The organism is Pantoea graminicola (assembly GCF_048452665.1).
Taxonomy (GTDB): Bacteria; Pseudomonadota; Gammaproteobacteria; order Enterobacterales; family Enterobacteriaceae; genus Pantoea.
On the sequence record NZ_JBLWSJ010000001.1, the window covers coordinates 322,923 to 345,448 of the forward strand.

22 protein-coding genes are annotated in these 22,526 nt (G+C 60.4%); 9 read left to right on the plus strand and 13 right to left on the minus strand.

Annotated elements, in window-relative coordinates:
* The first annotated feature begins 39 nt into the window (after positions 1 to 39).
* The 3 genes from ACNY69_RS01705 (at position 40) to pnuC (ending at position 2,516) form a co-directional block, all read left to right on the plus strand.
* Complete coding sequence (locus ACNY69_RS01705; RefSeq protein WP_418797192.1) at positions 40 to 567, plus strand: methylated-DNA--[protein]-cysteine S-methyltransferase; 528 nt, start codon at positions 40 to 42, stop codon at positions 565 to 567.
* Positions 568 to 707: 140 nt separating this feature from the next.
* Entirely contained in the window at positions 708 to 1,769 is a 1,062-nt protein-coding gene (nadA, locus tag ACNY69_RS01710; protein WP_418797193.1) for a quinolinate synthase NadA, read from the plus strand.
* Between the two features lie 24 nt (positions 1,770 to 1,793).
* The gene (gene pnuC / locus ACNY69_RS01715) at positions 1,794 to 2,516 is read left to right on the plus strand and encodes a nicotinamide riboside transporter PnuC (RefSeq protein WP_111141621.1); all 723 of its coding nucleotides are present in this window, start codon (positions 1,794 to 1,796) and stop codon (positions 2,514 to 2,516) included.
* Here pnuC and zitB read toward each other — a convergent pair.
* The 4 genes from zitB to ACNY69_RS01735 all read right to left on the minus strand — a co-directional run bounded on the left by zitB (position 2,510) and on the right by ACNY69_RS01735 (position 7,579).
* Positions 2,510 to 3,499, minus strand: coding sequence for a CDF family zinc transporter ZitB (gene zitB, locus ACNY69_RS01720; protein ID WP_367396171.1), 990 nt, complete (start codon positions 3,497 to 3,499; stop codon positions 2,510 to 2,512). The two genes, pnuC and zitB, sit on opposite strands and share 7 nt — an antisense overlap.
* A complete protein-coding gene (locus tag ACNY69_RS01725) occupies positions 3,477 to 6,551 on the minus strand; it encodes an ATP-binding protein (RefSeq protein ID WP_418797194.1) in 3,075 nt (1,024 codons plus the stop codon). Before ACNY69_RS01725 ends, zitB begins: the two co-directional genes overlap by 23 nt.
* The gene (locus ACNY69_RS01730; protein WP_367396173.1) at positions 6,533 to 7,117 is read right to left on the minus strand and encodes a response regulator; all 585 of its coding nucleotides are present in this window, start codon (positions 7,115 to 7,117) and stop codon (positions 6,533 to 6,535) included. Before ACNY69_RS01730 ends, ACNY69_RS01725 begins: the two co-directional genes overlap by 19 nt.
* 99 nt (positions 7,118 to 7,216) lie before the next feature.
* Positions 7,217 to 7,579 (minus strand): YbgS-like family protein, encoded by a 363-nt coding sequence (locus tag ACNY69_RS01735; protein ID WP_199560045.1) that lies wholly within the window; start codon positions 7,577 to 7,579, stop codon positions 7,217 to 7,219.
* 287 nt (positions 7,580 to 7,866) lie between these two features.
* Here ACNY69_RS01735 and aroG point away from each other — a divergent pair, with 287 nt between their 5' ends.
* Positions 7,867 to 8,919 carry a 3-deoxy-7-phosphoheptulonate synthase AroG gene (gene aroG, locus ACNY69_RS01740; RefSeq protein ID WP_111141954.1) on the plus strand — a complete coding sequence of 351 codons (1,053 nt, stop codon included), beginning with the start codon at positions 7,867 to 7,869 and terminating at the stop codon, positions 8,917 to 8,919.
* 71 nt (positions 8,920 to 8,990) lie between these two features.
* Here the strand turns inward: aroG and gpmA are convergent, their stop codons facing one another.
* The 6 genes from gpmA to modE all read right to left on the minus strand — a co-directional run bounded on the left by gpmA (position 8,991) and on the right by modE (position 15,668).
* Positions 8,991 to 9,743 carry a 2,3-diphosphoglycerate-dependent phosphoglycerate mutase gene (gene gpmA / locus ACNY69_RS01745; RefSeq protein ID WP_009091367.1) on the minus strand — a complete coding sequence of 251 codons (753 nt, stop codon included), beginning with the start codon at positions 9,741 to 9,743 and terminating at the stop codon, positions 8,991 to 8,993.
* A 150-nt stretch (positions 9,744 to 9,893) separates the two neighbouring features.
* Positions 9,894 to 10,928 (minus strand): galactose-1-epimerase, encoded by a 1,035-nt coding sequence (galM, locus tag ACNY69_RS01750; protein ID WP_111141955.1) that lies wholly within the window; start codon positions 10,926 to 10,928, stop codon positions 9,894 to 9,896.
* Complete coding sequence (gene galK, locus ACNY69_RS01755; RefSeq protein WP_367396175.1) at positions 10,922 to 12,070, minus strand: galactokinase; 1,149 nt, start codon at positions 12,068 to 12,070, stop codon at positions 10,922 to 10,924. Before galK ends, galM begins: the two co-directional genes overlap by 7 nt.
* Positions 12,067 to 13,113 (minus strand): galactose-1-phosphate uridylyltransferase, encoded by a 1,047-nt coding sequence (galT, locus tag ACNY69_RS01760; RefSeq protein ID WP_418797195.1) that lies wholly within the window; start codon positions 13,111 to 13,113, stop codon positions 12,067 to 12,069. The genes galK and galT overlap by 4 nt, the downstream gene beginning before the upstream one ends.
* Positions 13,114 to 13,343: 230 nt before the next feature.
* Complete coding sequence (gene modF / locus ACNY69_RS01765; RefSeq protein ID WP_418797196.1) at positions 13,344 to 14,816, minus strand: molybdate ABC transporter ATP-binding protein ModF; 1,473 nt, start codon at positions 14,814 to 14,816, stop codon at positions 13,344 to 13,346.
* A 69-nt stretch (positions 14,817 to 14,885) separates the two neighbouring features.
* A complete protein-coding gene (modE, locus tag ACNY69_RS01770; RefSeq protein WP_111141959.1) occupies positions 14,886 to 15,668 on the minus strand; it encodes a molybdenum-dependent transcriptional regulator in 783 nt (260 codons plus the stop codon).
* A 136-nt stretch (positions 15,669 to 15,804) separates the two neighbouring features.
* On the opposite strand from modE, the gene ACNY69_RS01775 reads away from it, so the two are divergent.
* The 4 genes from ACNY69_RS01775 to modC all read left to right on the plus strand — a co-directional run bounded on the left by ACNY69_RS01775 (position 15,805) and on the right by modC (position 18,625).
* Complete coding sequence (locus tag ACNY69_RS01775; protein WP_098051177.1) at positions 15,805 to 15,960, plus strand: AcrZ family multidrug efflux pump-associated protein; 156 nt, start codon at positions 15,805 to 15,807, stop codon at positions 15,958 to 15,960.
* 147 nt (positions 15,961 to 16,107) lie between these two features.
* Complete coding sequence (gene modA / locus ACNY69_RS01780) at positions 16,108 to 16,881, plus strand: molybdate ABC transporter substrate-binding protein (RefSeq protein WP_418797197.1); 774 nt, start codon at positions 16,108 to 16,110, stop codon at positions 16,879 to 16,881.
* Positions 16,878 to 17,567, plus strand: coding sequence for a molybdate ABC transporter permease subunit (gene modB / locus ACNY69_RS01785; protein ID WP_293773750.1), 690 nt, complete (start codon positions 16,878 to 16,880; stop codon positions 17,565 to 17,567). The genes modA and modB overlap by 4 nt, the downstream gene beginning before the upstream one ends.
* Entirely contained in the window at positions 17,567 to 18,625 is a 1,059-nt protein-coding gene (gene modC, locus ACNY69_RS01790) for a molybdenum ABC transporter ATP-binding protein ModC (protein ID WP_418797198.1), read from the plus strand. Before modB ends, modC begins: the two co-directional genes overlap by 1 nt.
* On the opposite strand, the gene ACNY69_RS01795 is transcribed toward modC, so the two are convergent.
* Complete coding sequence (locus ACNY69_RS01795; RefSeq protein ID WP_418797199.1) at positions 18,626 to 19,444, minus strand: pyridoxal phosphatase; 819 nt, start codon at positions 19,442 to 19,444, stop codon at positions 18,626 to 18,628.
* 155 nt (positions 19,445 to 19,599) lie between these two features.
* Between ACNY69_RS01795 and pgl the strand changes: the two genes are divergently transcribed.
* A complete protein-coding gene (pgl, locus tag ACNY69_RS01800; RefSeq protein ID WP_418797201.1) occupies positions 19,600 to 20,601 on the plus strand; it encodes a 6-phosphogluconolactonase in 1,002 nt (333 codons plus the stop codon).
* A gap of 45 nt (positions 20,602 to 20,646) precedes the next feature.
* Here pgl and ACNY69_RS01805 read toward each other — a convergent pair whose 3' ends face one another.
* Both ACNY69_RS01805 and bioA read right to left on the minus strand, forming a co-directional pair.
* Positions 20,647 to 21,123, minus strand: coding sequence for a kinase inhibitor (locus tag ACNY69_RS01805; protein WP_111139815.1), 477 nt, complete (start codon positions 21,121 to 21,123; stop codon positions 20,647 to 20,649).
* Between the two features lie 75 nt (positions 21,124 to 21,198).
* A complete protein-coding gene (gene bioA, locus ACNY69_RS01810) occupies positions 21,199 to 22,503 on the minus strand; it encodes an adenosylmethionine--8-amino-7-oxononanoate transaminase (RefSeq protein WP_418797203.1) in 1,305 nt (434 codons plus the stop codon).
* Positions 22,504 to 22,526: the final 23 nt, after the last annotated feature.

The window sequence follows — 22,526 nt, forward strand, 5'->3', positions numbered from 1 at the left end:
TGCGATAATGGGCGACAGAATCGCGACGGGAGAATCACCATGTACTACTTCAGAATGATAGCCACCCCGGTGGGTGAGCTTAAACTGGTCGCCAGCGACAGCGGCCTGGCGGGTATCCTGTGGGAAAATGACGATCCGAAACGCACCCGATTTCTGCCGCAGGTGCAGGATGACGACCATCCTGTTCTGCGTGAAACCGGGCGTCAGCTTAAGGCATATTTTGCCGGAGAGCGGCGCGACTTCGAGCTGCCGCTTGATTTTGTCGGCACCGATTTCCAGAAAAAAGTCTGGCAGGCGCTGATAGCGATCCCGTTTGGCGAAACGCGCAGCTACAGCCAGATTGCGCAGGAGATCGGCCATCCGCTGGCCGTGCGTGCGGTCGGCGCGGCCAACGGGCGTAATCCGCTCTCGATTGTCGCGCCGTGCCATCGGGTTATCGGATCCAACGGCAAGCTCACCGGCTTTGCGGGCGGGCTGGAGATCAAAGCCTTCCTGCTGTCGCTGGAAAGCGCGCAGCCATCGCTGGCGCTGGCCGGGGAAACACCGCCGGCGGGACAGGCCTTATGACCCGCCAGGAATAAAAAGCTCACGACAGGGCCGTTTTTTTCCGCTATCGTGTTTAGCATACAAAACAAGATGGCGTTATCAACGTCATAAGTTGCCTGATAAGGCGATTTTCGTTAACTAGATAAAACGAGAGCTGTGTCATGAGTGTGATGTTCGATCCTGAAAGCGCCGTTTACCCCTTTCCGCCGAAACCTGCCCGTTTAGGTGACGATGAGAAGGCGTTCTATCGTGAGAAAATCAAAGCGTTGCTGAAAGCACGCAACGCGGTAATGGTGGCGCATTACTACACGGATCCGGAGATTCAGGCGCTGGCAGAGGAGACGGGCGGCTGCGTTTCCGACTCCCTGGAGATGGCACGCTTTGGCAGCAATCACGCCGCAACCACGCTGCTGGTGGCGGGTGTACGCTTTATGGGGGAAACTGCCAAAATTCTCAGCCCGGAAAAAACCGTGCTGATGCCTACCCTGCAGGCGGAGTGCTCGCTGGATCTCGGCTGCCCGATTGAGGAGTTCAATGCCTTCTGCGATGCGCATCCCGATCGCACCGTCGTGGTCTATGCCAATACCTCTGCCGCCGTGAAAGCGCGTGCCGACTGGGTCGTGACCTCCAGTATTGCGGTCGAGCTGATTGAGCACCTCGACAGTCTGGGCGAAAAGATCATCTGGGCACCAGATCGCCATCTTGGCCGTTACGTTACCCAAAAATCGGGCGCGGATGTGCTGTGCTGGCAGGGCGCCTGTATCGTGCATGACGAATTCAAAACCCAGGCCCTGCAGCGGATGAAGGCGCTCTATCCTGACGCGGCGGTGCTGGTACATCCGGAGTCGCCACAGGCGATTGTCGATCTGGCGGACGCGATTGGCTCGACCAGTCAGCTGATTCAGGCCGCGAAGTCGCTGCCGCATCCGCAGATGATTGTGGCTACCGATCGTGGCATCTTCTACAAAATGCAGCAGGCTGTGCCGGATAAAGAGCTGCTGGAGGCGCCGACGGCGGGTGAGGGGGCGACCTGCCGCAGCTGTGCACACTGTCCGTGGATGGCGATGAACGGCCTGAAAGCCATCGCAGAGGCGCTGGAGTCGGGTGGGGTGGAACATGAGATTCAGGTGGATGAGACGCTGCGTGAGGCGGCGTTACTGCCGCTTAATCGCATGCTATCCTTTGCAGCAGACCTTAAACTTAACGTGAAGGGCAACGCGTAAGCGTTTCCCGGACAGGTGCTCTGCATGGACTTCTTCAGCACACACAATATTCTGGTTCATATCCCCCTGGGGGCTGGCGGCTACGATCTCTCATGGATTGAGGCTATCGGCACCCTGGCGGGCTTACTCTGCATCTGGTTTGCCAGCCTGGAAAAAATCATCAACTACCCATTCGGCCTGCTTAACGTCACGCTGTTTGCGGTGATTTTCTTTCAGATCCAGCTCTACGCCAGCCTGCTGCTGCAACTCTTCTTCTTTGCCGCCAACCTCTACGGCTGGTACGCCTGGAGTCGTCAGACGGCCGATAACGAGGCGGCGCTGAAAATCCGCTGGCTGCCGCTGCCCAGGGCGCTGGCCTGGGGGGCGGGTTGTGTGATCGCGATTGCGCTGATGACCCGCTATATCGACCCGGTATTCGCGCTGCTGACCCGCGCGGCCGTTGCACTGATGAACGCGCTAGGTCTGGCGGTGGCGATGCCCGAACTGCAGCCGGACGCCTTCCCGTTCTGGGATGCCTGCATGATGGTGCTGTCGATTGCGGCGATGGTGCTGATGACGCGCAAATATGTTGAGAACTGGCTGCTGTGGGTGATCATCAATGTGATCAGCGTGATGATATTCGCCCGTCAGGGCGTGTATGCGATGTCGCTGGAGTATGCGATTCTGACGCTGATCGCGCTGAATGGTTCACGTATCTGGATCCGCAGCGCGCGGCAACAGGGTTCCCGCGCGCTGTCGGCTCAGTGAGTGTGCGCCTTGCCGCTGGCGTGAGCAGCATCATGCCTGTGGTCATGATCGTGCGCATGGTGATGGCCGCTGGCCGCCGCGCTGCTTAAGCCCAGTTCACAGTCGGCTCCGGTGCAGGGCTGATACTCCATCTGCACCGTGGCATGTTCAATCTGATAGTGCTTCCGCAGATAGTCGTGAATACGGTGCAGCAGCGCATCATGATCGTAAGGCGGGATCACCTGTGCGTGCAGCGTCAGCAGCGGCTTTTCCCCCACCTGCCACAAATGCACATGGTGAACATTGCGCACCTCGGCGATGTTCAGTGTAAGATCGCGCATCAGCCGGTTCACATCCAGCGAATGCGGGGCGCCTTCCAGTAACTCCTGCAGACTCTCCCGCAGCAGCGACCAGGCGCTGCGCAGCACCAGCAGCGAAACCAGCAGTGACAGAATCGGGTCGATAGGCATCCAGCCGGTCAGCAGAATGATCACCGCCGCGACAATCGCCCCCACCGAACCCAGCAGATCCCCCATCACATGCAGCGCGGCGGCGCGCACGTTGAGGTTTTTCTCTTCGCTGCCGTGATGCAGCAGCCAGAACGACAGAATATTGGCGACCAGGCCACCAATCGCAATCCCCAGCATCAGGCCGCCGGTCACCGGCTGCGGATCGGCAAAGCGGCGCACCGCCTCCCAGACGATCAGCGCGGTGATGCCCAGCAGCGCGATGGCGTTCACAAAGGCCGCCAGGGTGGTCAGCCGCAGCAGACCAAAGGTGTGGCGTGCGTTGGGTTTGCGCCGTGAAAACTGCACGGCCAGCAGCGCCATCAGCAGCGCGGCGGCATCGGTCAGCATATGCCCGGCATCGGCCAGCAGCGCCAGCGAGCCGGAGATCCAGCCGCCGATGACTTCGGCAACCATAAAGAGAACGGTCACCCCGAAGGCGGCCGCCAGACGCGTGCGATTACTGTCCTGCCCGCTATGAGTGTGGGTGTGTGCCATAAGATTCCAGTTTTTTGAGTAACCTGTCTGTTAATAATATCAGTGATTGCCATGTCTCAGAGGGATCCTGACGCGCGCCTGCCTGTTCCACCAGTTGCTGGCTGAGCTGTGCGCCCTGTTCCAGCCCCGCCAGCAGCCAGCTTCCTTTCATGCGGTGCGCCGCTGCGGCGAACGCGGGCCAGTCTGCCCGGGCATACGCCTCATGCATGGCTGCCAGGTCCTGTGTCAGTGTGCTATGCAGTGTACGGCTCAGGCGAGTGAGAAAGGTCTCATTCTGCTGTGCCAGCTGCCACAGATTGTCATCCAGCGCCGCCAGTGGATCGCGCTGAAACGCCGCCAGCAGTGCGCGAAGATCGGCTGACTGGACCGGTTTGATCAGTACCTGCTCCCGCGCCTCCAGGGTGCGCGTCAGCAGCTGCGCATCGGCCGAGCAGAGCACCCGCATCGCCTGCCGTCCCCGCTGGCGGTCACGCCGTCGCAGCAGGCGCAGCAGCAGCGTGCCGTCGGGCCGTGGCATCATCTGGTCGATAAACAGCAGGTCATACGGCTGCTGTGCATCGGCCCGCAACAGCGCACGTCCCTCTTCAAAAATATCAGCCTGAATCGCGAAGCGCGCCAGTTGCTGCTGCATTACCAGCAGGTTGGTCGGATGATCATCCACAATCGCCACCCGCAGTTCAGGAAAGGCGGGCAGGGCGGTCTCCTCTCTATGACCGGGCGGCGAAGCAGGTTCCAGCGGCAGCGTGACAGTCACCTGCGTTCCCTGTCCGGGTTCAGAGGCGAGCCGGATGTCGCCGCCCATCCGCAATACCATCTCACGACAGATAAACAGCCCCAGCCCGCTGCCCTGCACCGAAACAGATTTGCCGGACGGTGCCTGATACCAGGGATCAAACAGCTTCTGCTGCTCATCCGGCGGGATCCCGCTGCCGCTGTCGCTGACCGTCAGGATCAGCTGCTGCTCTGCGGCCAGGGTCAGGCGGATGGTACCGTGACGGGTAAATTTCAGCGCATTGGTCATCAGATTATTGACTACCTGCTGCAGGCGATCGGCATCGATCATTATCAGGTCAGGCAGCGGCGTCAGGGCCTCAACGATCAGGCGTGGCCCCTCTGCGCGCATTAACGGATGATAGAAGTGCTGCTGCTGATTAAGCCACTGCGCCAGCGCCAGCGGACGCGGCGCCAGGGTAAAACTGTTGCTCTCGATACGCGCGTGATCCTGCAGGTCATTCAGCAGGGTCAGTAACGACTGTGCGCTGCTGTGCAGCAGCGTCAGGTTCTGGCTGCTGCGCTGCTGCTTCTCCAGCTCCAGCAGCCCAAGAATTGCCTGCATCGGCGTACGCAGCTCATGGCTGACGGTTGCCAGAAACTGGCTCTTCATCGCGTTGGCGTGCTCGGCCTGTTCGCGCTGCTGTCGCTCCCGGCGCTGCTGCCAGTAGCGGCGGGCCAGCAGCAGCAGCAGCAGCACAATCGCCGCCCCCGCCACCGCCAGCACCATCATCGGCAGCGAACGCATCACCCTCACGCTGCCGGGCTGCGGCGGGGTAGACCAGCTGTCGCGCATCCGGCTCTGGGTGTCGGCCGGAATCTGCTGTAAGGCGCGATCGAGCAGGGTTCGCAGCACCGGCTCGTCAGGCGTTACGCCCAGCGCGACAGGCCAGGCGATGTCGCTGGCGGCAAAGGCGAGATGAATGCGCGCATCGTCGCGGCTGGCGATGCGCCAGCGGGCGGAGAGCACGTTATCAACCAGCGCATCGATCTCGCCCTTTGCCAGTGCGTCATAAAGGCTGTTGCGGTCGGCAAACGGCTGTGCCTGCAGATCCGCAGGCAGCAGCCTCAGTGCGAGATCCCCCTGCAACACGCCGATCCGCCTGCCGTGCAGATCGCGCCAGTGTGCGGGCGTATCGGTGCGGATGCTGTAGATCCCCCACAGCGCACGCCATACCGGCAGCGAGGTGCTCTGCATCGCATCACCGTCCAGCGGCTGCATCAGTTGCAGCATCGCCTGATGCTGCGCCATCAGCGCGCTGGCCTGGCGGGGATTACTGACCCAGACCGGTTCAAACTGCAAGCCGGTGCTCTGGGCCACTGCCTTCAGCAAATCGACGCTGTAGCCCCGGGCGATGCCGCTGGCGTCACGATAACTCCAGGGATAGTTGTCCGGTTCGGCGGCGTAGGTGATGCGCGGATGATTGGCTATCCAGGCGCGTTCCGTCGGACTGAGCATCAGGGTCTGCGTATCCTGATAGCGCGGCAGGCTGCTGCTCCAGCGCGCCTGCAGCGTGTTCATCAGTTCCGCAGGGAGCTGACGCAGGCTCTGATTAATCCAGTCGATCAGCTGAGGGTCGCGCGCAATCGCCCGCAGATTGAGTTGTCCGGCGTCGATGTGGGAGGCGATCTGGTAGATCTGCCCCTGCTGCAGCTGGCTCAGCAGGAAACCGGCGCTGGTCTCATCCGCCACCACATAATCATTCTGCTGATTTATCAGGGTATAGATCGCCTGCAGATCGCTGCTGTAGTGACGCCAGCTGTGACGGGCCGCCAGCCCGGGCGGGAGCTGCGCCAGGGTGCTGTCGCTGATCGCCAGCGAGGCGTTGTGGCTGTTGAACATCACGGCACGCTGGTTCTGCTGATTGCGATAGACCCGCAGCGGGCTGCTGTACCAGTTGTCACTGCTCAGGATGGCATCGGGCAGCGGCGAAACCCACATGCCCAGCGCAAAATCGAGCTGGCCGCTGTTCAGCGCCTCCAGCAGATGTGGCTGATCGCGGTAGAGGCTGAGCGTGAACTGTGCGCCGGTCAGCTGTCGCAGCGCAGAGAGGTAGTCGGCGTTGATGCCGTAGAGATCGTTGCCGACGCGCATCGTCCAGGGCGCATGGTTCTCTTCCAGCAGGCCGACACGCAGAATTTTACCCTGCATGGTGTCGGCATGCGTTACCGGCAGCATCATCGGCAGGTTCACGCTGCTCACCGGCCGCACCTCCGCCAGCGCCGGACCGCACAGCAGCAACAGGATCAGCAGGAGTGTTCTCACTGCTGCGCCTTCCACAGGTCAGCCAGCTCCACCACCGAGCGGGCACCGGTTTTTTCCAGAATGTTCTTTTTATGCGTGCTGACCGTTTTATTGCTGATATGGAGCTGATCGGCGATCTGCAGATTGGACAGGCCGCTGGCCAGCAGCGCCAGAATCTGCCGCTCTTTCTGCGTCAGCGGCAGTTCAGGTTCATCCTCCTCCATCGGCGGAAAAGCCGTCTGCCCGCCCAGCACTGCCAGGATGGCACTGAGCAGCTGCGCCATGCGCTGGCTTTTCACCACATAACCCGCCGCGCCCAGCGCCTGCGCGCGGCGCACATAGTGCCGCGTCTGTTGCGCAGAGTAGATCAGAACCGGGCAGTCGGGCCGGTGGATCTTCAGGCGGCGCAGGATCTCCAGCCCATCGCCATCCGGCAGGCCGATATCCAGTACGATGATATCCAGCGGCTGCTGAAGCAGAGGACGGGCGGCTTTTTCACTGCTGGCAGAGAGGAGCTGAACCGGAATGGGGGACTGGCTCAGCGCGGCTTCAAGTGCCACTTCGACCAGCGGGTGATCGTCAATCAAAAGCAAAACGGCCATGAAGGATTCCCTGTCAATTTAACAGGATTAGCATAGCGGAAGAGTCGGGCGGAAGGGAGAGAAACCAGGAGAGCGTGCGCTCTCCTGGATAAAACAGGATTACTGAGTGGTACCGTCGGTTTTCTTGTTCACGTCACCGCCGCCCACTTTGGTTTCAACCTTGCGGTTGATATTCGGACACTTGCCATCTTTACACTGGCTGTTCTGGTCGATCTCATCAGCCGTCATATTGCCCATGCTGGTGCTGCTGCCAGAGGTGGCCGGGTTCATATCCTGACCGGTGTTATTAATTTTGCTGTTATCAACCTTATTTGGCGGCAGATTTTCTTTTGCTCCGCCGGCTGCTGCGCCTGCACTGGCAGCCTGGTTCGCTGTCCCGTTGTTGCTGCCCTCAGCCAGGACCGCGCCACTGCTCAGTGTCATTGCTGCTGTCAAAAAGAGTAAGGCAAACTTTTTCATCATTATGCTCCCGTTAATCAATGAAGAGGCTTTAAGCCCAGAGGTGCAATTTCGGGTAAGAAAATCCCTGACGAAATAATATCCGCCAGTTTGCTTAAACAGGGTGATTAAATTGTGTAAGCGGGACGTTCCTCAGTGCTTACCATTAAAAAGTCTAGTCGGTAACCTGATTATTGCAAATATCACCCGCACAACTGTTCCGCTGCGGGAATTTACACCCCTGGCGCTTCGGGCTACATTGGGCGGGTTGTGTCCGGCGGGCGCCGGGCCAGAAATAATATGGAATCAGTATGAATTACCAGAACGATGACTTACGCATCAAAGAGATTAAAGAGCTGTTACCTCCGGTTGCGCTGCTCGAAAAATTCCCGGCGACCGATCGTGCTGCACAGACCGTTTCACAGGCCCGTCAGGCGATTCATCAGATTCTGCAGGGTCAGGACGATCGCCTGCTGGTGGTGATTGGACCCTGCTCCATTCACGATCCTGAAGCGGCGAAAGAGTATGCCGGTCGCCTGCTGACGCTGCGCGAGGAGCTAAAGGGCGAACTGGAAGTGGTGATGCGCGTCTATTTCGAGAAGCCACGCACCACGGTGGGCTGGAAAGGGCTGATCAACGACCCCTATATGGACAACAGCTACCAGCTCAACGACGGCCTGCGTCTGGCGCGCAAACTGCTGCTGGACATCAACGACAGCGGCTTACCGGCGGCGGGTGAGTTCCTGGATATGATTACCCCGCAGTATGTGGCTGACCTGATGAGCTGGGGCGCGATTGGCGCGCGGACCACCGAATCTCAGGTTCACCGCGAGCTGGCTTCCGGGCTCTCCTGCCCGGTCGGTTTCAAGAACGGCACCGATGGCACTATTAAGGTGGCAATCGATGCGATTAACGCGGCGGGTTCACCGCACTGTTTCCTCTCCGTGACGAAATATGGCCACTCGGCGATTGTCGAAACCAGCGGCAACGGCGACTGCCACATTATCCTGCGCGGCGGCAAAGAGCCGAACTACAGTGCGCAGCATGTGGCCGCGGTGAAAGAGGGGCTGGCGAAAGCGGGTCTGCCACAGCAGGTGATGATCGACTTCAGCCATGCCAACAGCAGCAAGCAGTTCCAGCGTCAGCTGGTCGTGGCAGATGATGTCGCGCAGCAGCTGAGCGGCGGAGAGCAGGCGATTGTCGGCGTGATGATCGAGAGCCATCTGGTGGAAGGCAATCAGAGCCTGGAGAGCGGTGAGCCGCTGGTCTATGGCAAAAGCGTCACCGACGCCTGCATCGGCTGGGAAGATACGGACAAAGTGCTGCGTCAGCTGGCGGCAGCGGTGAAACAGCGTCGCGGCTGATCGCAGAGGCTGAGAAGAGCCAATAAAAAAGGCCAGACGGACGTCTGGCCTTTTTGCCTTTCAGCGCGGAATTACTTCGCTTTACCCTGATTCGCAACGGCTGCGGCTTTCGCAGCAATCTCGTCCTGGTCGCCCAGGTAGTAGCGTTTCAGCGGCTTGAAGTTTTCATCGAACTCATACACCAGCGGTACGCCGGTCGGGATGTTCAGTTCGAGGATCTCATCTTCGCTCAGGTTATCCAGATATTTTACCAGCGCGCGCAGGGAGTTACCGTGTGCGGCGATGATCACTTTCTCACCGCTTTTGATGCGCGGCAGAATGGTGTCGTTCCAGTAAGGGATAACGCGGTCGATGGTCAGTGCCAGGCTTTCGGTGGTTGGCAGCTGCTCCGGGGTCAGTTTTGCGTAACGCGGGTCGTGGCCAGGGAAACGCTCATCGGCACGATCCAGCTCTGGTGGGGTGACGGCAAAGCCACGACGCCACTGTTTAACCTGCTCGTCGCCATATTTGGCAGCGGTTTCCGCTTTGTCCAGACCCTGCAGCGCACCGTAGTGACGCTCGTTCAGACGCCAGGTTTTCTCAACCGGCAGCCAGGCCTGATCCAGCTCATCCAGCACGTTCCACAGCGTGTGAATCGCACGCTTCAGTACGGAGGTGTAAGCGAAATCAAAAACAAAGCCCTCTTTCTTCAGCAGCTGTCCCGCTGATTTGGCTTCGCCACGACCTTTCTCAGAAAGGTCAACATCATACCAACCGGTAAAGCGGTTTTCGTTGTTCCACTGGCTTTCGCCGTGTCGCACCAGAACCAGCTTAGTTACAGCCATAGCTTAACTCCTTAATACTGTGATGTTTCTGTGAGATTGAAACCTGCTGCTGCCCGCCTGACACACGAGCTGATAGCGCCATACCATAACGGAAAAGCGGGCAGCGCGTAAGCCTGTGTGTGACGCACTGCGCGTTTTTCAGCCGGAGGCTCAGCGCGGCGTGAAGCGATAACGCGTTACGGCTTCCCAGCGGTCTCCCGGCTGCAGCCAGCAATCGGGCTGAGGCCACTCAGTGTGATTAGGTGAATCCGGTAAAAATTCACTCTCCAGCGCGATGCCCTGAAAGGCAGTATAGCTCCCCTGTTCGCGGGCACGGGTGCCAGCCAGATAGTTACCGGAGTAGAACTGCAGCGCCGGTGCTGAGGTGGTCACGCTGAGCTGAAGTTTGCCATCCGCCGACCAGAGTTCCGCTGCGGGCTGACTGTCGTCGCCTGCGCTGTTAAGCAGGAAGGCGTGGTCATAGCCCTTCACCGCCCGCTGATCCTCGTCTGCCAGGAAATCCTGCGCCACGACTTTGGCATGGCGGAAATCGAAGCTGCTGCCCGCCACGGCTTTCAGCGGCGCATTCGGAATGCCTTCGCTGTCGACCGGCAGATAGTGGTCAGCGTGCAGTTGTAAGCGATGCTGGCGGGCATCGCCATGATGCGCATCAAGGTTAAAGTAGGCGTGGTTAGTCAGGTTGACCGGGCAGGGCCGATCGCAGCGCGCCTCAAAATGGATGCTCAGGCAGTTCTGGTCATCCAGCTGATAGCGCAGATCGGCAATCAGATTGCCGGGAAAGCCCTGATCGCCATCCGGCGAGTCGATGCGGTAGTGCACCTCGCTGTCGCTCTGGCTGACGATCTGCCAGCGGCGCTTGTCAAAGCCTTCCGGTCCGCCATGCAGCTGATGCGCCCCCTGGTTCGCCACCAGCTGGCGATTCAGTTTATTGAGTTTTGCCCCGGCGATACGGTTGGCGTAACGGCCCACCGTTGCGCCCAGATAGGCATCCTGATGCAGATAGTCAGAGGGCGTGGCGCAGCCGAGCAGCGCCTCACGTACCGTGCCATCCTGCATCGGCACGCGGGCGGAGAGCCAGGTCGCGCCCCAGTCCATAAAGGTCACCAGCATACCGCTGGCATTGCGCAGCACGGTGATACGCCACGGCTGACCGTCGGGCGCGTGAGAGTTGACGTCATTCAGCATGGGCCCGCTCCTTCAGAGGCTTTGCAGACGTAGAAGGTCTCTTTGATGCCGGTCGCGGCTTCATACTGCTCCGCCACGGCCGCCTTCACCTGCTCAACGCGATCCTGCGGCATCAGGGCGACGATACAGCCGCCGAAGCCGCCGCCGGTCATGCGCACGCCACCGTGCCCGCCGATCTGCGCCTTAACGATCTCCACCAGCGTATCGATTGGCGGCACGGTGATTTCAAAATCGTCACGCATTGAGGCGTGCGATTCGGCCATCAGCTCGCCCATGCGCGTCAGGTCGCCCCGGGTCAGCGCATCGGCCGCTTCCAGCGTACGGGCATTTTCGGTCAGAACGTGACGCACACGTTTTGCCACCTGCGGGTCGAGCTGCGATTCTGCCGCTTCGAACTCCGCCAGCTCCACGTCACGCAACGCTTTTTTATTGAAGAAACGCGCGCCCGCTTCGCACTGCTCACGGCGGGTGTTGTATTCGCTGCCGACCAGGGTACGACGGAAGTTGGAGTTGATGATCACCACCGCAACATCGTCGGGCATCGAAACCGGACGGGTACCCAGCGTGCGGCAGTCAAGCAGCATCGCATGATCTTTCTGGCCCAGCGCCGAGATCAGCTGGTCCATGATGCCGCAGTTGCAGCCCACGAACTGGTTCTCCGCTTCCTGGCCATTAACCGCGATGGCCGCGCCATCCAGCGGCAGGTTATAGAGCTGCTGCACCACGGTGCCAACGGCCACTTCCAGCGAGGCGGAGGAGCTGAGACCCGCGCCCTGCGGCACGTTGCCGCTGATCACCATATCGATACCACCAAAATCGGCATGACGCTGCTGCAGATGCTTCACCACGCCGCGCACATAGTTGGCCCACATTGGCTCCTGTACGCTGACGATCGCCTCATCCAGCGAGAACGTGTCCTGCGCATTGTCATAGTCTGCGGCGATGACGCGGATCTGACGGTCGTCACGGCGGGCGCAGGCGATCACGGTCTGATAATCGATGGCGCACGGCAGCACAAAGCCATCATTGTAGTCGGTATGTTCGCCAATCAGGTTAACGCGGCCTGGCGCCTGAATAGTGTGCGTGGCGGCGTAACCGAAGGTGTCAGAGAAAAGCTGCTGCGTGATGGTTTTTAAGCTCATTGTTGTGCCTCACGGAAGTGAACGTCGCTGACAGAACGCAGACGTTCCGCCGCCTGTTCCGCCGTTAAATCGCGTTGGGTTTCGGCCAGCATCTCATAGCCAACCATGAATTTTCGTACCGTTGCTGAGCGCAGCAGGGGCGGATAGAAGTGCGCATGCAGCTGCCAGTGATCGTTGGCTTCGCCGTTGAACGGCGCGCCGTGCCAGCCCATGGAGTAGGGGAAGGAGCACTGGAACAGGTTGTCATAGCGGCTGGTCAGCTTCTTCATCGCCAGAGCCAGGTCCGTGCGCTGCGCCCCATTCAGGTCGGTCAGACGTCTGACGTGCGCTTTGGGCAACAGCAGCGTCTCAAACGGCCAGGCGGCCCACCACGGCACCACGGCCAGCCAGTGATCGGTTTCCACCACCGTCCGGCTGCCATCCTGCTGCTCGCGTGCGAGGTAATCGACCAGCATCGGTACGCCTTTTTTAGCGAAGTAGTCGCGCTGGTGGTCATCTTCGCGCTGCGCTTCGTTCGGCAGGAAGCTGTTGGCCCAGACCTGACCGTGCGGATGCGGGTTAGAGCAGCCCATCGCCGCGCCTTTGTTCTCGAAAACCTGCACCCAGGGGTAGTGCTGACCCAGATCGGCGGTCTGCGCCTGCCAGGTGCGCACGACCTCTTCCAGCGCGCTCAGTGACATCTCCGGCAGGGTTTTGCTGTGATCGGGTGAGAAGCAGATGACCCGGCTGGTGCCGCGGGCGCTTTCACAACGCATCAGCAGATCATCGCTCTCTGGCGCGTCGGGCGTGTCAGTCATCAGCGCCGCAAAGTCATTGGTGAAGACGTAGGTGCCGGGATAGTCCGGGTTTTTGTCGCCGGTAATGCGGGTGTTGCCGGCACACAGGAAGCAGTCGGGATCGTGGCTCGGCAATGTATTCACCGCCGGAGTTTCCTGTGCGCCCTGCCACGGACGTTTGGCCCGATGAGGTGAAACTAAAATCCATTGATCAATCAGTGGATTGTAACGGCGATGCGGATGATCGACCGGGTTAAATTTGTCCATGTGAGATCCTGGTAAGCGTCAAAAGCCAGAAAGGCATCTGTAAAAAATAACATATCAGCGCGACTGAAAGCGTGATCAAGTCTGGATAAATGGTATCGTTTACACAAGCTGACTAATCTTATTTTATGGCATTGCGTGAGGTAAAAGCAGAGTAAAAGAGAGCCGGCATGGTAACGCTTACATTCGGAGGCGACAGAACGCCGCCGCTGCGGCGTCTGCGCGGCAGGGCGCTAGCGCAGCGTCTCCTGCCGGTAGTGATAGCCCGTTTCGTACGGGACAAAGCTCAGGCGATGGGTAATGCAGCCGGGCGCATCTTCGGCATGATGGGAAACAAACAGCAGTTGAGTATGTCCCTCACCGATCAGCACATCGACAAAACGTCGCACCAGCTGGCGGTTAATCGGGTCCAGCCCCTGCAGCGGCTCATCCAGAATCAGCAGCGTCGGATGTTTCACCAGGGCGCGCGCAATCAGCACCAGCCGCTGCTGGCCCCATGACAGAGAATGGAAGGGCGCATCGCCCAGCCGGTCATCCATTCCCAGCAGCGTCAGCCACTGCCGCGCCAGTGCCTTCTGCCGGTCAGAGGCGGCCTGATAGAGGCCGATCGAGTCAAAAAAGCCTGACAGAATCACGGTCCGCACGTTGGTGCTGACGCGATAATCAAGATGCAGGCTGCTGCTGACATAGCCAATATGCTGCTTGATCTCCCAGATGGTTTCGCCACTGCCGCGACGGCGGCCAAACAGCGTGAGATCGTTGCTGTAGCCCTGCGGATGATCGCCGGTGATCAGGCTTAACAGGGTCGATTTCCCGGCACCGTTCGGGCCGACAATCTGCCAGTGTTCACCTGCGCTGACCTGCCAGTTCAGCCCCTTAATGACCGATGTATCGTGATAGGAGACGGTGCCGTCGCGCAGGATCACGCGCGGCGCGTCATCTGCCAGACGGGGAAGCTGGTCCGGCGCGTCCGCCTCCGGCAACGCCATCCCCATCAGCTGTTCACTGTGCGCCAGTTGTGCCACCAGCGCCTCGGTGAGAATGGCCCGGCGCGGCCCGCTGTGGGTCAGCGTACACTCTGCCAGCACGCCCACCTGCTGAATGAAATCGGGAATGTCATCAAAGCGATTGAGCACCAGCACCAGGGTAAAGTCCGGCTGTTGCAGGCTGCGCAGCGTATCGGCCAGGCTGGTGCGCGACGCCACATCCAGACCGTCGAACGGCTCATCGAGGATCAGCAGATCGGGCTGCTTCATCAGCGCCTGACAGAGCAGGGTCTTGCGGGTTTCGCCGGTTGAGAGGTACTTAAAGCGACGCGATAACAGCGGCACGATGCCAAACTGGCGCGCGAGCTGTTCGCACCGGCCAGGGTCGCTGACCTCCGCCTGGATCACCTCTGCCACCGTCAGCCCGGTATCCTCTTCTCCTTCGCTGAGCATATCGGTGTTATTGCGCTGCCACTCCTGCGCCACCAGCGTCTGCAACTGCTCCAGCGACAGCCGGACCGGCCGGCTGAACGTGCTGCGGACCGAACCGCTCAGCGGCGGAAGTTCACCGGAGAGCGCGCGCGCCAGTGAGGATTTGCCGCTGCCGTTGGCACCAACAAACGCCCAGCTCTCTCCGCGCTGCAGGTTCAGCGTATCCAGACGCAGAACCCGGGTATCACTCAGACGAAACGTGCCTTGCGAAATGTGCAATGAAGCCATGATCTGTTCCATTTTTTGCATCGTATGAGTGAGTTGTAACCATTGCCCGTGGTGAAGTCAAATCAGGCGCTAGAGCAGGCTGGCGACGATGGCCTCCTCCGCATTGAAACTGGCGAACACGGCATCGCCAGGCTGTAGCGCAAGCTGATGAAGCCGATCGTTGCTCAGGGTCGCGCACAGGGTTTCGCCGCTGGCGAGCTGCATCAGCAGTTCACTTCTCTGCTCACCGGGCTCAATGGCCGTCAGGGTGGCCGCCAGATGATTGTCCTGCTCAGTCGTGTCGCGACTGACGCGGATCCACGGCGCCTTGATCAGCACCAGCACCTCTTTACCGGCGGCCAGTTGCAGGCGATCGGCGCTGCGCTGGGTCAGCGCCACGCTGAGCCGGGTGACGCCATCGGCCAGCTGAATAATCAGATGCTGCACCACCTGGCGGGCATCGTTGCTGATCACGGTGCCAAAGAGCTGATTGCGGGCGCTGGTCTGCAGCGAGAAACGGGCGATGGCGGCCAGCAGACTGTCGAGCGGCAGCGTGTCCTGCTGCAGGGCATCAAAGGCTTTCTGCTGAATCTGCTCCATTAGCTGGAAAAGCTGAATCAGACGCTCTCCATAGCGGGTCAGGGTGGCACCGCCGCCGCCTTTACCGCCGGTGGCCCGCTCGACCAGGGTTTCATCCGCCATCTGGTTCATCTCATTGATCGCATCCCAGGCACTTTTGTAGCTGATGCCGGCCAGCTTCGCGCCCTGACTAATCGATCCGGTCTGCTGAATCTGTTTGAGCAGCGCAATACGTCGCGGATCGGCAAAAAGTTTCTGATGTAAACGGATGTGAAGGGACAGTTCGGCTTCCATGACAGCTCCGGCAAAGGGTAAAGGCAGAGGCCGATGATAGCGGCGTTTTGTGACCAAAGTAAAAGCACGAAAAGGGCTGCGCAAAATTTTACTGACCCGTTACAATCACTTCTTTGTTCGCAGAGTGAGACTCTCCATGCTGGAATTACTGAAAAGCCTCGCCGTGGCGATCCTGATGGTCCCTGTGGTGATGGCACTGATGCTGGGTATGATTTATGGCCTGGGTGAAGTGTTCAACATCTTCTCGAAAGTGGGGCACCGCGAAAAATCTTCCGCCCGTTCGCATAATTAATCTCTGCCACGCCCGCCGTCTGTGCGGGCGTGGTCGTTTCTTCCCCTCGCTTCTGCTCAATCTTCTCTCTCTTCTGCCGATAATTTCATGACGCTGCCCGAACCGGCGTTGTATCATCCGCTACACAACGAATAGCTGGAGAGCATCATGTCATTATCTTTTCATCGCTGGGGCCTTGCGGCGCTGGTGACCGTTTCGCTGGCCGGGCAGGCTGTGGCAGCCGATAACATTACCCTGTTTGCGGCGGCTTCCCTGACCAACGCCGTTCGGGACATTGCCAGCCGCTATCAGCAGGAAAAAGGGGTGAAAGTCGTCACCTCTTTCGCCTCCTCGTCAACGCTGGCGCGCCAGATTGAGCAGGGTGCGCCTGCCGATCTCTTTATCTCTGCCGATCAGCAGTGGATGGACGATGCGGTGGCGAAAAAAAGCGTGATTACCCGCAGTCGCTTTACCCTGCTGGGCAACGATCTGGTGCTGGTTGCCCCTCGCCGTGCCGCCGCCCGCGCGGTCACGCTGGACGCACAGACCGACTGGAAAACCCTGCTGCACGGCGAACGTCTGGCGGTCGGCGATCCGGACCACGTTCCGGCGGGGATCTATGCGAAAGAGGCGCTGCAGACGCTGGGGGCCTGGCCGGTGGTGGCACCCCTGTTAGCGCCTGCAAACAATGTGCGGGCGGCGCTGGCGCTGGTCGAGCGTAATGAAACCCCTTACGGCATCGTCTACGGCTCCGACGCGATCGCCAGTGATAAGGTGGCGGTGGTGGGGCATTTTCCGGCCTCCAGCCACAAGCCCGTGGAATATCCGCTGGCGATTGTGAACGATCGCGACACGGCCAGCGTAAAAGCGTTTTATGATTACCTGAAAGGGCCGCAGGCCGCGGCGATCTTCAAACATTACGGATTTACACCGACGAAATGATACTCAGCGATCCCGAATGGCAGGCGGTAGTGCTTAGCCTTAAAGTCTCTGGCATAGCCGTGCTTGGCAGTCTGCCGTTTGGCATCCTGATGGCGTGGATTCTGGTGCGCTGCCGTTTTCCCGGTAAGGCGCTGCTCGACAGCCTGATCCACCTGCCGCTGGTGCTGCCGCCGGTGGTGGTGGGCTATCTGCTGCTGATTACCCTGGGCCGCCGCGGCATCATCGGAGAAAAGCTCTACGACTGGTTCGGGTTCAGCTTTGCGTTCAGCTGGCGCGGAGCCGCACTGGCGTCGGCCGTGATTGCGTTTCCGTTGATGGTGCGCGCCATCCGTCTGGCGCTGGAGGCGGTGGATAGCCGGCTGGAGCAGGCGGCACGCACGCTGGGCGCCGGCCGCTGGCGGGTCTTCCTGACCATCACGCTGCCGCTGACTCTGCCGGGCGTGATCGTCGGCACGGTGCTGGCTTTTGCCCGATCGCTGGGCGAGTTCGGCGCCACCATCACCTTTGTCTCGAATATTCCCGGCGAGACGCGCACGCTGCCGCTGGCGATGTATACCCTGATCGAAACGCCCGGCGCGGAAGGGGCGGCGGCGCGGCTCTGCGTTATCGCTATCGTGCTGGCGCTCGCCTCGCTGCTGGCGTCGGAATGGCTGGCACGGCAGAGCCGCAAGCGGATGGGGAACTGATGCTATCACTTAACTTTACTCAGCAGCAGGGCGAACACCAGCTGGCGGTAGACCTGCAGATCCCGGCCAGGGGGATCACCGCCATCTTTGGTGTCTCCGGCGCCGGGAAAACCTCGCTGATCAACGCCATCAGCGGCCTGACGCAGCCGCAGCACGGACGCATCCAGCTGAAAGATCGTCTGCTGTTCGACGCGGAGCAGCAGATCTCGCTGCCACCGGAGAAGCGGCGCATCGGCTATGTGTTCCAGGATGCGCGGCTGTTTCCGCACTATCGGGTGCGGGGCAACCTGCAATATGGCATGGCATCGGGGATGAAAGCGCAGTTCGATAATCTGGTGTCGCTGCTGGGCCTGGAGGCGCTGCTGGCTCGCTTTCCCCGGTCGCTGTCGGGCGGGGAAAAACAGCGGGTGGCGATTGGCCGTGCACTGCTGACCGCCCCGGATATGTTGCTGCTGGATGAGCCGCTGGCGTCGCTGGATCTGCCGCGTAAACGGGAACTGATGCCCTATCTGCAGAAGCTGGCGAAGCAGGTCGACATCCCCATGCTCTACGTTTCGCACAGCCTGGAGGAGATCCTGCAGCTGGCCGATAACGTGCTGGTGCTGGATGCGGGCAAAGTCAAAGCTTTTGGTCCGCTGGAGCGGGTCTGGAGCAGCAGCGCGATGCGGCCGTGGCTGCCGGTGAGCGAGCTGACCAGCGTGCTGCGGGTGCAGGTGCTGGAACAGCATCCCGACTATCCGATGACAGCACTGTCGCTGGGCGATCAGCACATCTGGGTCAGCCGGGTGAACCAGCCGGTCAAAACGCCGCTGCGTATCCGCATCGCATCAGCCGACGTTTCGCTGGCGCTGCAACCGCCGCAGCACAGCTCGATCCGTAACATCTTACCGGCGCAGGTGGTGGAGCTGCTGGAGGTCGGGGATCAGGTCGAGGTGAAGCTGCGCATCGGCATCAGTGAACTCTGGGCGCGCATCACGCCGTGGGCGCGTGATGAGCTGGGCATCCGGCCCGATCAGTGGCTGTATGCCCAGATAAAGAGCGTCTCGGTGACGCCCTGATTACAGCACGTACCGATAGAGGGTATCGGCAATACCGGGTTCCAGGTTGGTGCCTATCACCACTTTCGCCCGCGCCCGGATCGCCTCATCGGCATTGCCCATCGCTACGCCGAGCCCGGCCGTTTCCAGCATGCTGAGATCGTTATAGTTATCGCCGAACGCAATCACATCATCCATGGTAAGGCCCAGTGATTCGACCCACTGCGCCAGCCGTCTGCCTTTGCTGTTACCCCCCTTCGCGATATCCACCTGATCGTGCCAGGACCACTCACACGCCAGGCCCAGCTCCGCTTCAACCGTGCGGGCGAACTGCTGCAGTTCGGGGATGTTTTCGTGCGACAGGGCAAACTTCCAGATCGCACCGGCGTCACGCGCGGCCTGCGCCAGGTCGGGCACCTGACGGAACAGCGGGCGCTGGTGGGGCGGCAGGGATTCGGCCCATTTCAGGGTGCGCGTCACATGACCGGTCGGGGTCTGATAGAGCATCGCGTCATCCACATAGAGCAGCCCGTGAATCTGCTGACGATCCAGCATCTCAATCACCTGTAAAGCCTGCGCCGGTTCCAGCGGATCGGCGGCCAGCACCTTTTTCGCCTGGTAATCATACAGGTAGGTGCCATTACAGCAGATTGCGGGTGTATCCAGTTGTAATGCCTGGTAAAAAGGGTGAATGGCGCAGTGATGGCGTCCGGTTACGATGGCGACATGCACGCCTGCCTGGCGTGCCTGGTGCAGGGCGTCAACAGACTGCGGCAGAATCGTTTTAGCTGGGGTCAGCAGCGTGCCGTCGAGGTCGAGGGCAATGACACGGTAGCGCATTAATCCTTCCATTTTTCCGGGTTTGCAGGGGGTAAAGTCTACACCTGACCACGGCCCGGAGACAAAAAACCGGACACAAATGATTTCAGCGTAGGGCCGTAAAACGCGCTACAGTGAGTCACAGATCATGAACAGGCAGCAAAAAAGGAGAATGCATGAAACAGGTTGTCTACACCGCCAGTCCCGAGAGCCAGCAGATTCACGTCTGGCAGATGAATGATGAGGGCGGGCTGACGTTGCTTCAGGTGACAGATGTCGCCGGCCAGGTTCAGCCGATGGTGGTGAGTCCGAAACGCGATTTTCTCTATGTCGGTGTGCGTCCCAATTTCCGCGTGCTGGCGTTTCGTATCGCCGCCGATGGCACGCTGACCGAGGCGGGCCAGGCGCCGCTGCCCGGCAGCCCGACTCACATCTCCACCGATCATCAGGGCCGGTTTCTGTTCTGCGGCTCTTACAATGATGCCTGCGTCAGCGTCAGCCCGATCGATGAAGAGGGCATTCCGCAGGCACCGCTGCAGGTTATTAACGGCCTTGACGGCTGTCACTCCGCCAATATCGATAACGACAACACGACGCTCTATGTTCCGGCACTGAAGCAGGATCGCATCTGCCTGTTTGCGCTGAATGAGGCGGGTCAGCTGACACCGCGCCCGCAGGCGCAGGTGACGACGGTGGAAGGTGCCGGTCCGCGCCATATGCAGTTCCATCCGGGCGGCCACTACGCCTACTGCGTTAACGAACTCGACAGCACGGTTGAGGTCTGGGCATTGAATAATGGTGAAGGCGAAGCCGAAAGCGTGCAGACGCTGGATATGATGCCGCCGGACTTTAGCGGCACGCGCTGGGCCGCCGATATTCATCTGACGCCCGATGGCCGCTTCCTCTACGCCTGCGATCGCACCAGCAGCACGCTGGCGATCTTCAGCGTCAGCGAAGCGGGCGATGAGCTGACCCTGGAAGGGTTCCAGCCGACCGAAACCCAGCCGCGCGGCTTTAATATCGATCACAGAGGACGTTTTCTGGTGGCCGCCGGGCAGAAATCTCATCACATCGAAGTCTATGCGATTAGCGAACCCAAAGGGCTGTTGCAGCCGCTGGGCCGTTATGCGGTAGGGCAGGGGCCGATGTGGGTGGTGATCCACGCACTGCAGGCGTAACCCGCCACGAAAGACGCCTCTCCCGGGCGGGAGAGGCGTACTGCACTACTGATAGTTCACGGTCAGCGAGGCACTTGCCAGCGCGTGGAAATGCACGTTAAAGCCGACCATCGCGCCGCTGGCGCCCTCATCTACCTCAATTGTCTCCACATCCAGCGCATGCACGGTGAAGATGTAGCGATGGGTTTCGCCCTGTGGCGGCGCGGCGCCACCGTAGCCCGCCTGACCGAAATCGGTACGGGTCTGGATCGCGCCTGCGGGCAGTGAGGCTTTGCCGGAACCGGCACCCTGCGGCAGTGACGTGGTGCTGGCCGGAATGTTTGCTACCACCCAGTGCCACCAGCCGGAGCCGGTCGGCGCGTCAGGATCGTAGCAGGTCACGACAAAACTTCGGGTGCCTTCGGGGGCCTCTTCCCAGGCCAGATGGGGAGAGATATTCTCGCCCTGATACCCCATGCCGTTGAAAACATGCTTTTCAGGCATCTTCTCGCCGTCATTAAAATCCTGACTCACAATGCGCATCACATCTCCTCGATTGTCGATGAATAGTCTTTCATCATAACCAAAAGCGCCACCTATGCCAGGGGGCCACCCGCCTCAGCCGCTAAAATGTTGCGGATGCGCCAGCGCGCCGCCAATCGCCTGCAGCAGCTGACTCAGCGCCTGCGGCGTAATGATATAGGGCGGCATCAGGTAGATGAGCCGGCCAAACGGCCGGATCCAGACACCCTGCTCCACAAAGAACTGCTGCAGCGCCGCCATATTGACCGGCTGATGCGTCTCTACCACGCCAATCGCGCCCAGCACGCGCACATCCGCCACCTGCGGTGAGCTGCGCAGCGGCAGCAGTTCGGCCCGCAGCTGCTGTTCGATACCCGCCACCTGCTGCTGCCAGTGCCCCTCGGCCAGCATCGTCAGGCTCTCTGCCGCCACCGCGCAGGCCAGCGGATTGCCCATAAAGGTCGGGCCATGCATAAAGCACCCGGCTGCGCTGCGGCTGATGGTGTCGGCCACCTCGCGGGTGGTCAGGGTAGCGGAGAGCGTCATCATGCCGCCGGTCAGCGCTTTGCCAACACAGAGGATATCCGGCGTGATGCCCGCATGTTCACAGGCAAACAGTTTGCCGGTGCGGCCAAAACCGGTGGCGATCTCATCGGCAATCAGCAGCACGCCATAGCGGTCACACGCCTCACGCACCTGCTGCAGGTAGCGCGGATGATAGAGACGCATGCCGCCTGCGCCCTGCACGATCGGCTCCAGGATCACCGCCGCCAGCTGCCGGTGATGCGTTTCGATAAGCCGGGCGAAATCGTCGAAATCGGCCGGGTTCCACGCCTCATCAAAGCCGCAGGCCGGTGCCGCCGCAAAGTGATGTTCGGGCAGATAGCCGCGCCACAGACTGTGCATCGAGTTCTCAGGATCGCACACTGACATCGCGGCAAAGGTATCGCCGTGATAGCCGCGTTTCAGCGTCAGAAACTGCTGGCGGGTTTCGCCCCGTCCCAGCCAGTACTGCAGCGCCATCTTCATCGAGACTTCCACCGCCACCGAGCCGGAATCAGCCAGAAAGACGCACTCCAGCGGATCGGCCGTCATCGCCACCAGCTGACGACAGAGCGCCACCGCCGCCGGGTGGGTAATGCCGCCAAACATGACGTGCGACATCTGTGAAGCCTGCTCCGTCAGCGCCCGGTTCAGACGCGGATGGTTGTAGCCGTGGATCGCCGCCCACCACGAGGACATACCGTCCACCAGTTCGCGCCCATCGGCCAGCTGCAGCTGAAAACCGTGTGCAGCGACCACCGGATAGCAGGGCAGCGGATCCTGCATTGAGGTGTAAGGATGCCAGATATGCTGGCGGTCAAAACGGGCATCGTCTGCGGAAAAAACGGCGGTAGTCATCGGAGTTGTAAACCAAAATAAAA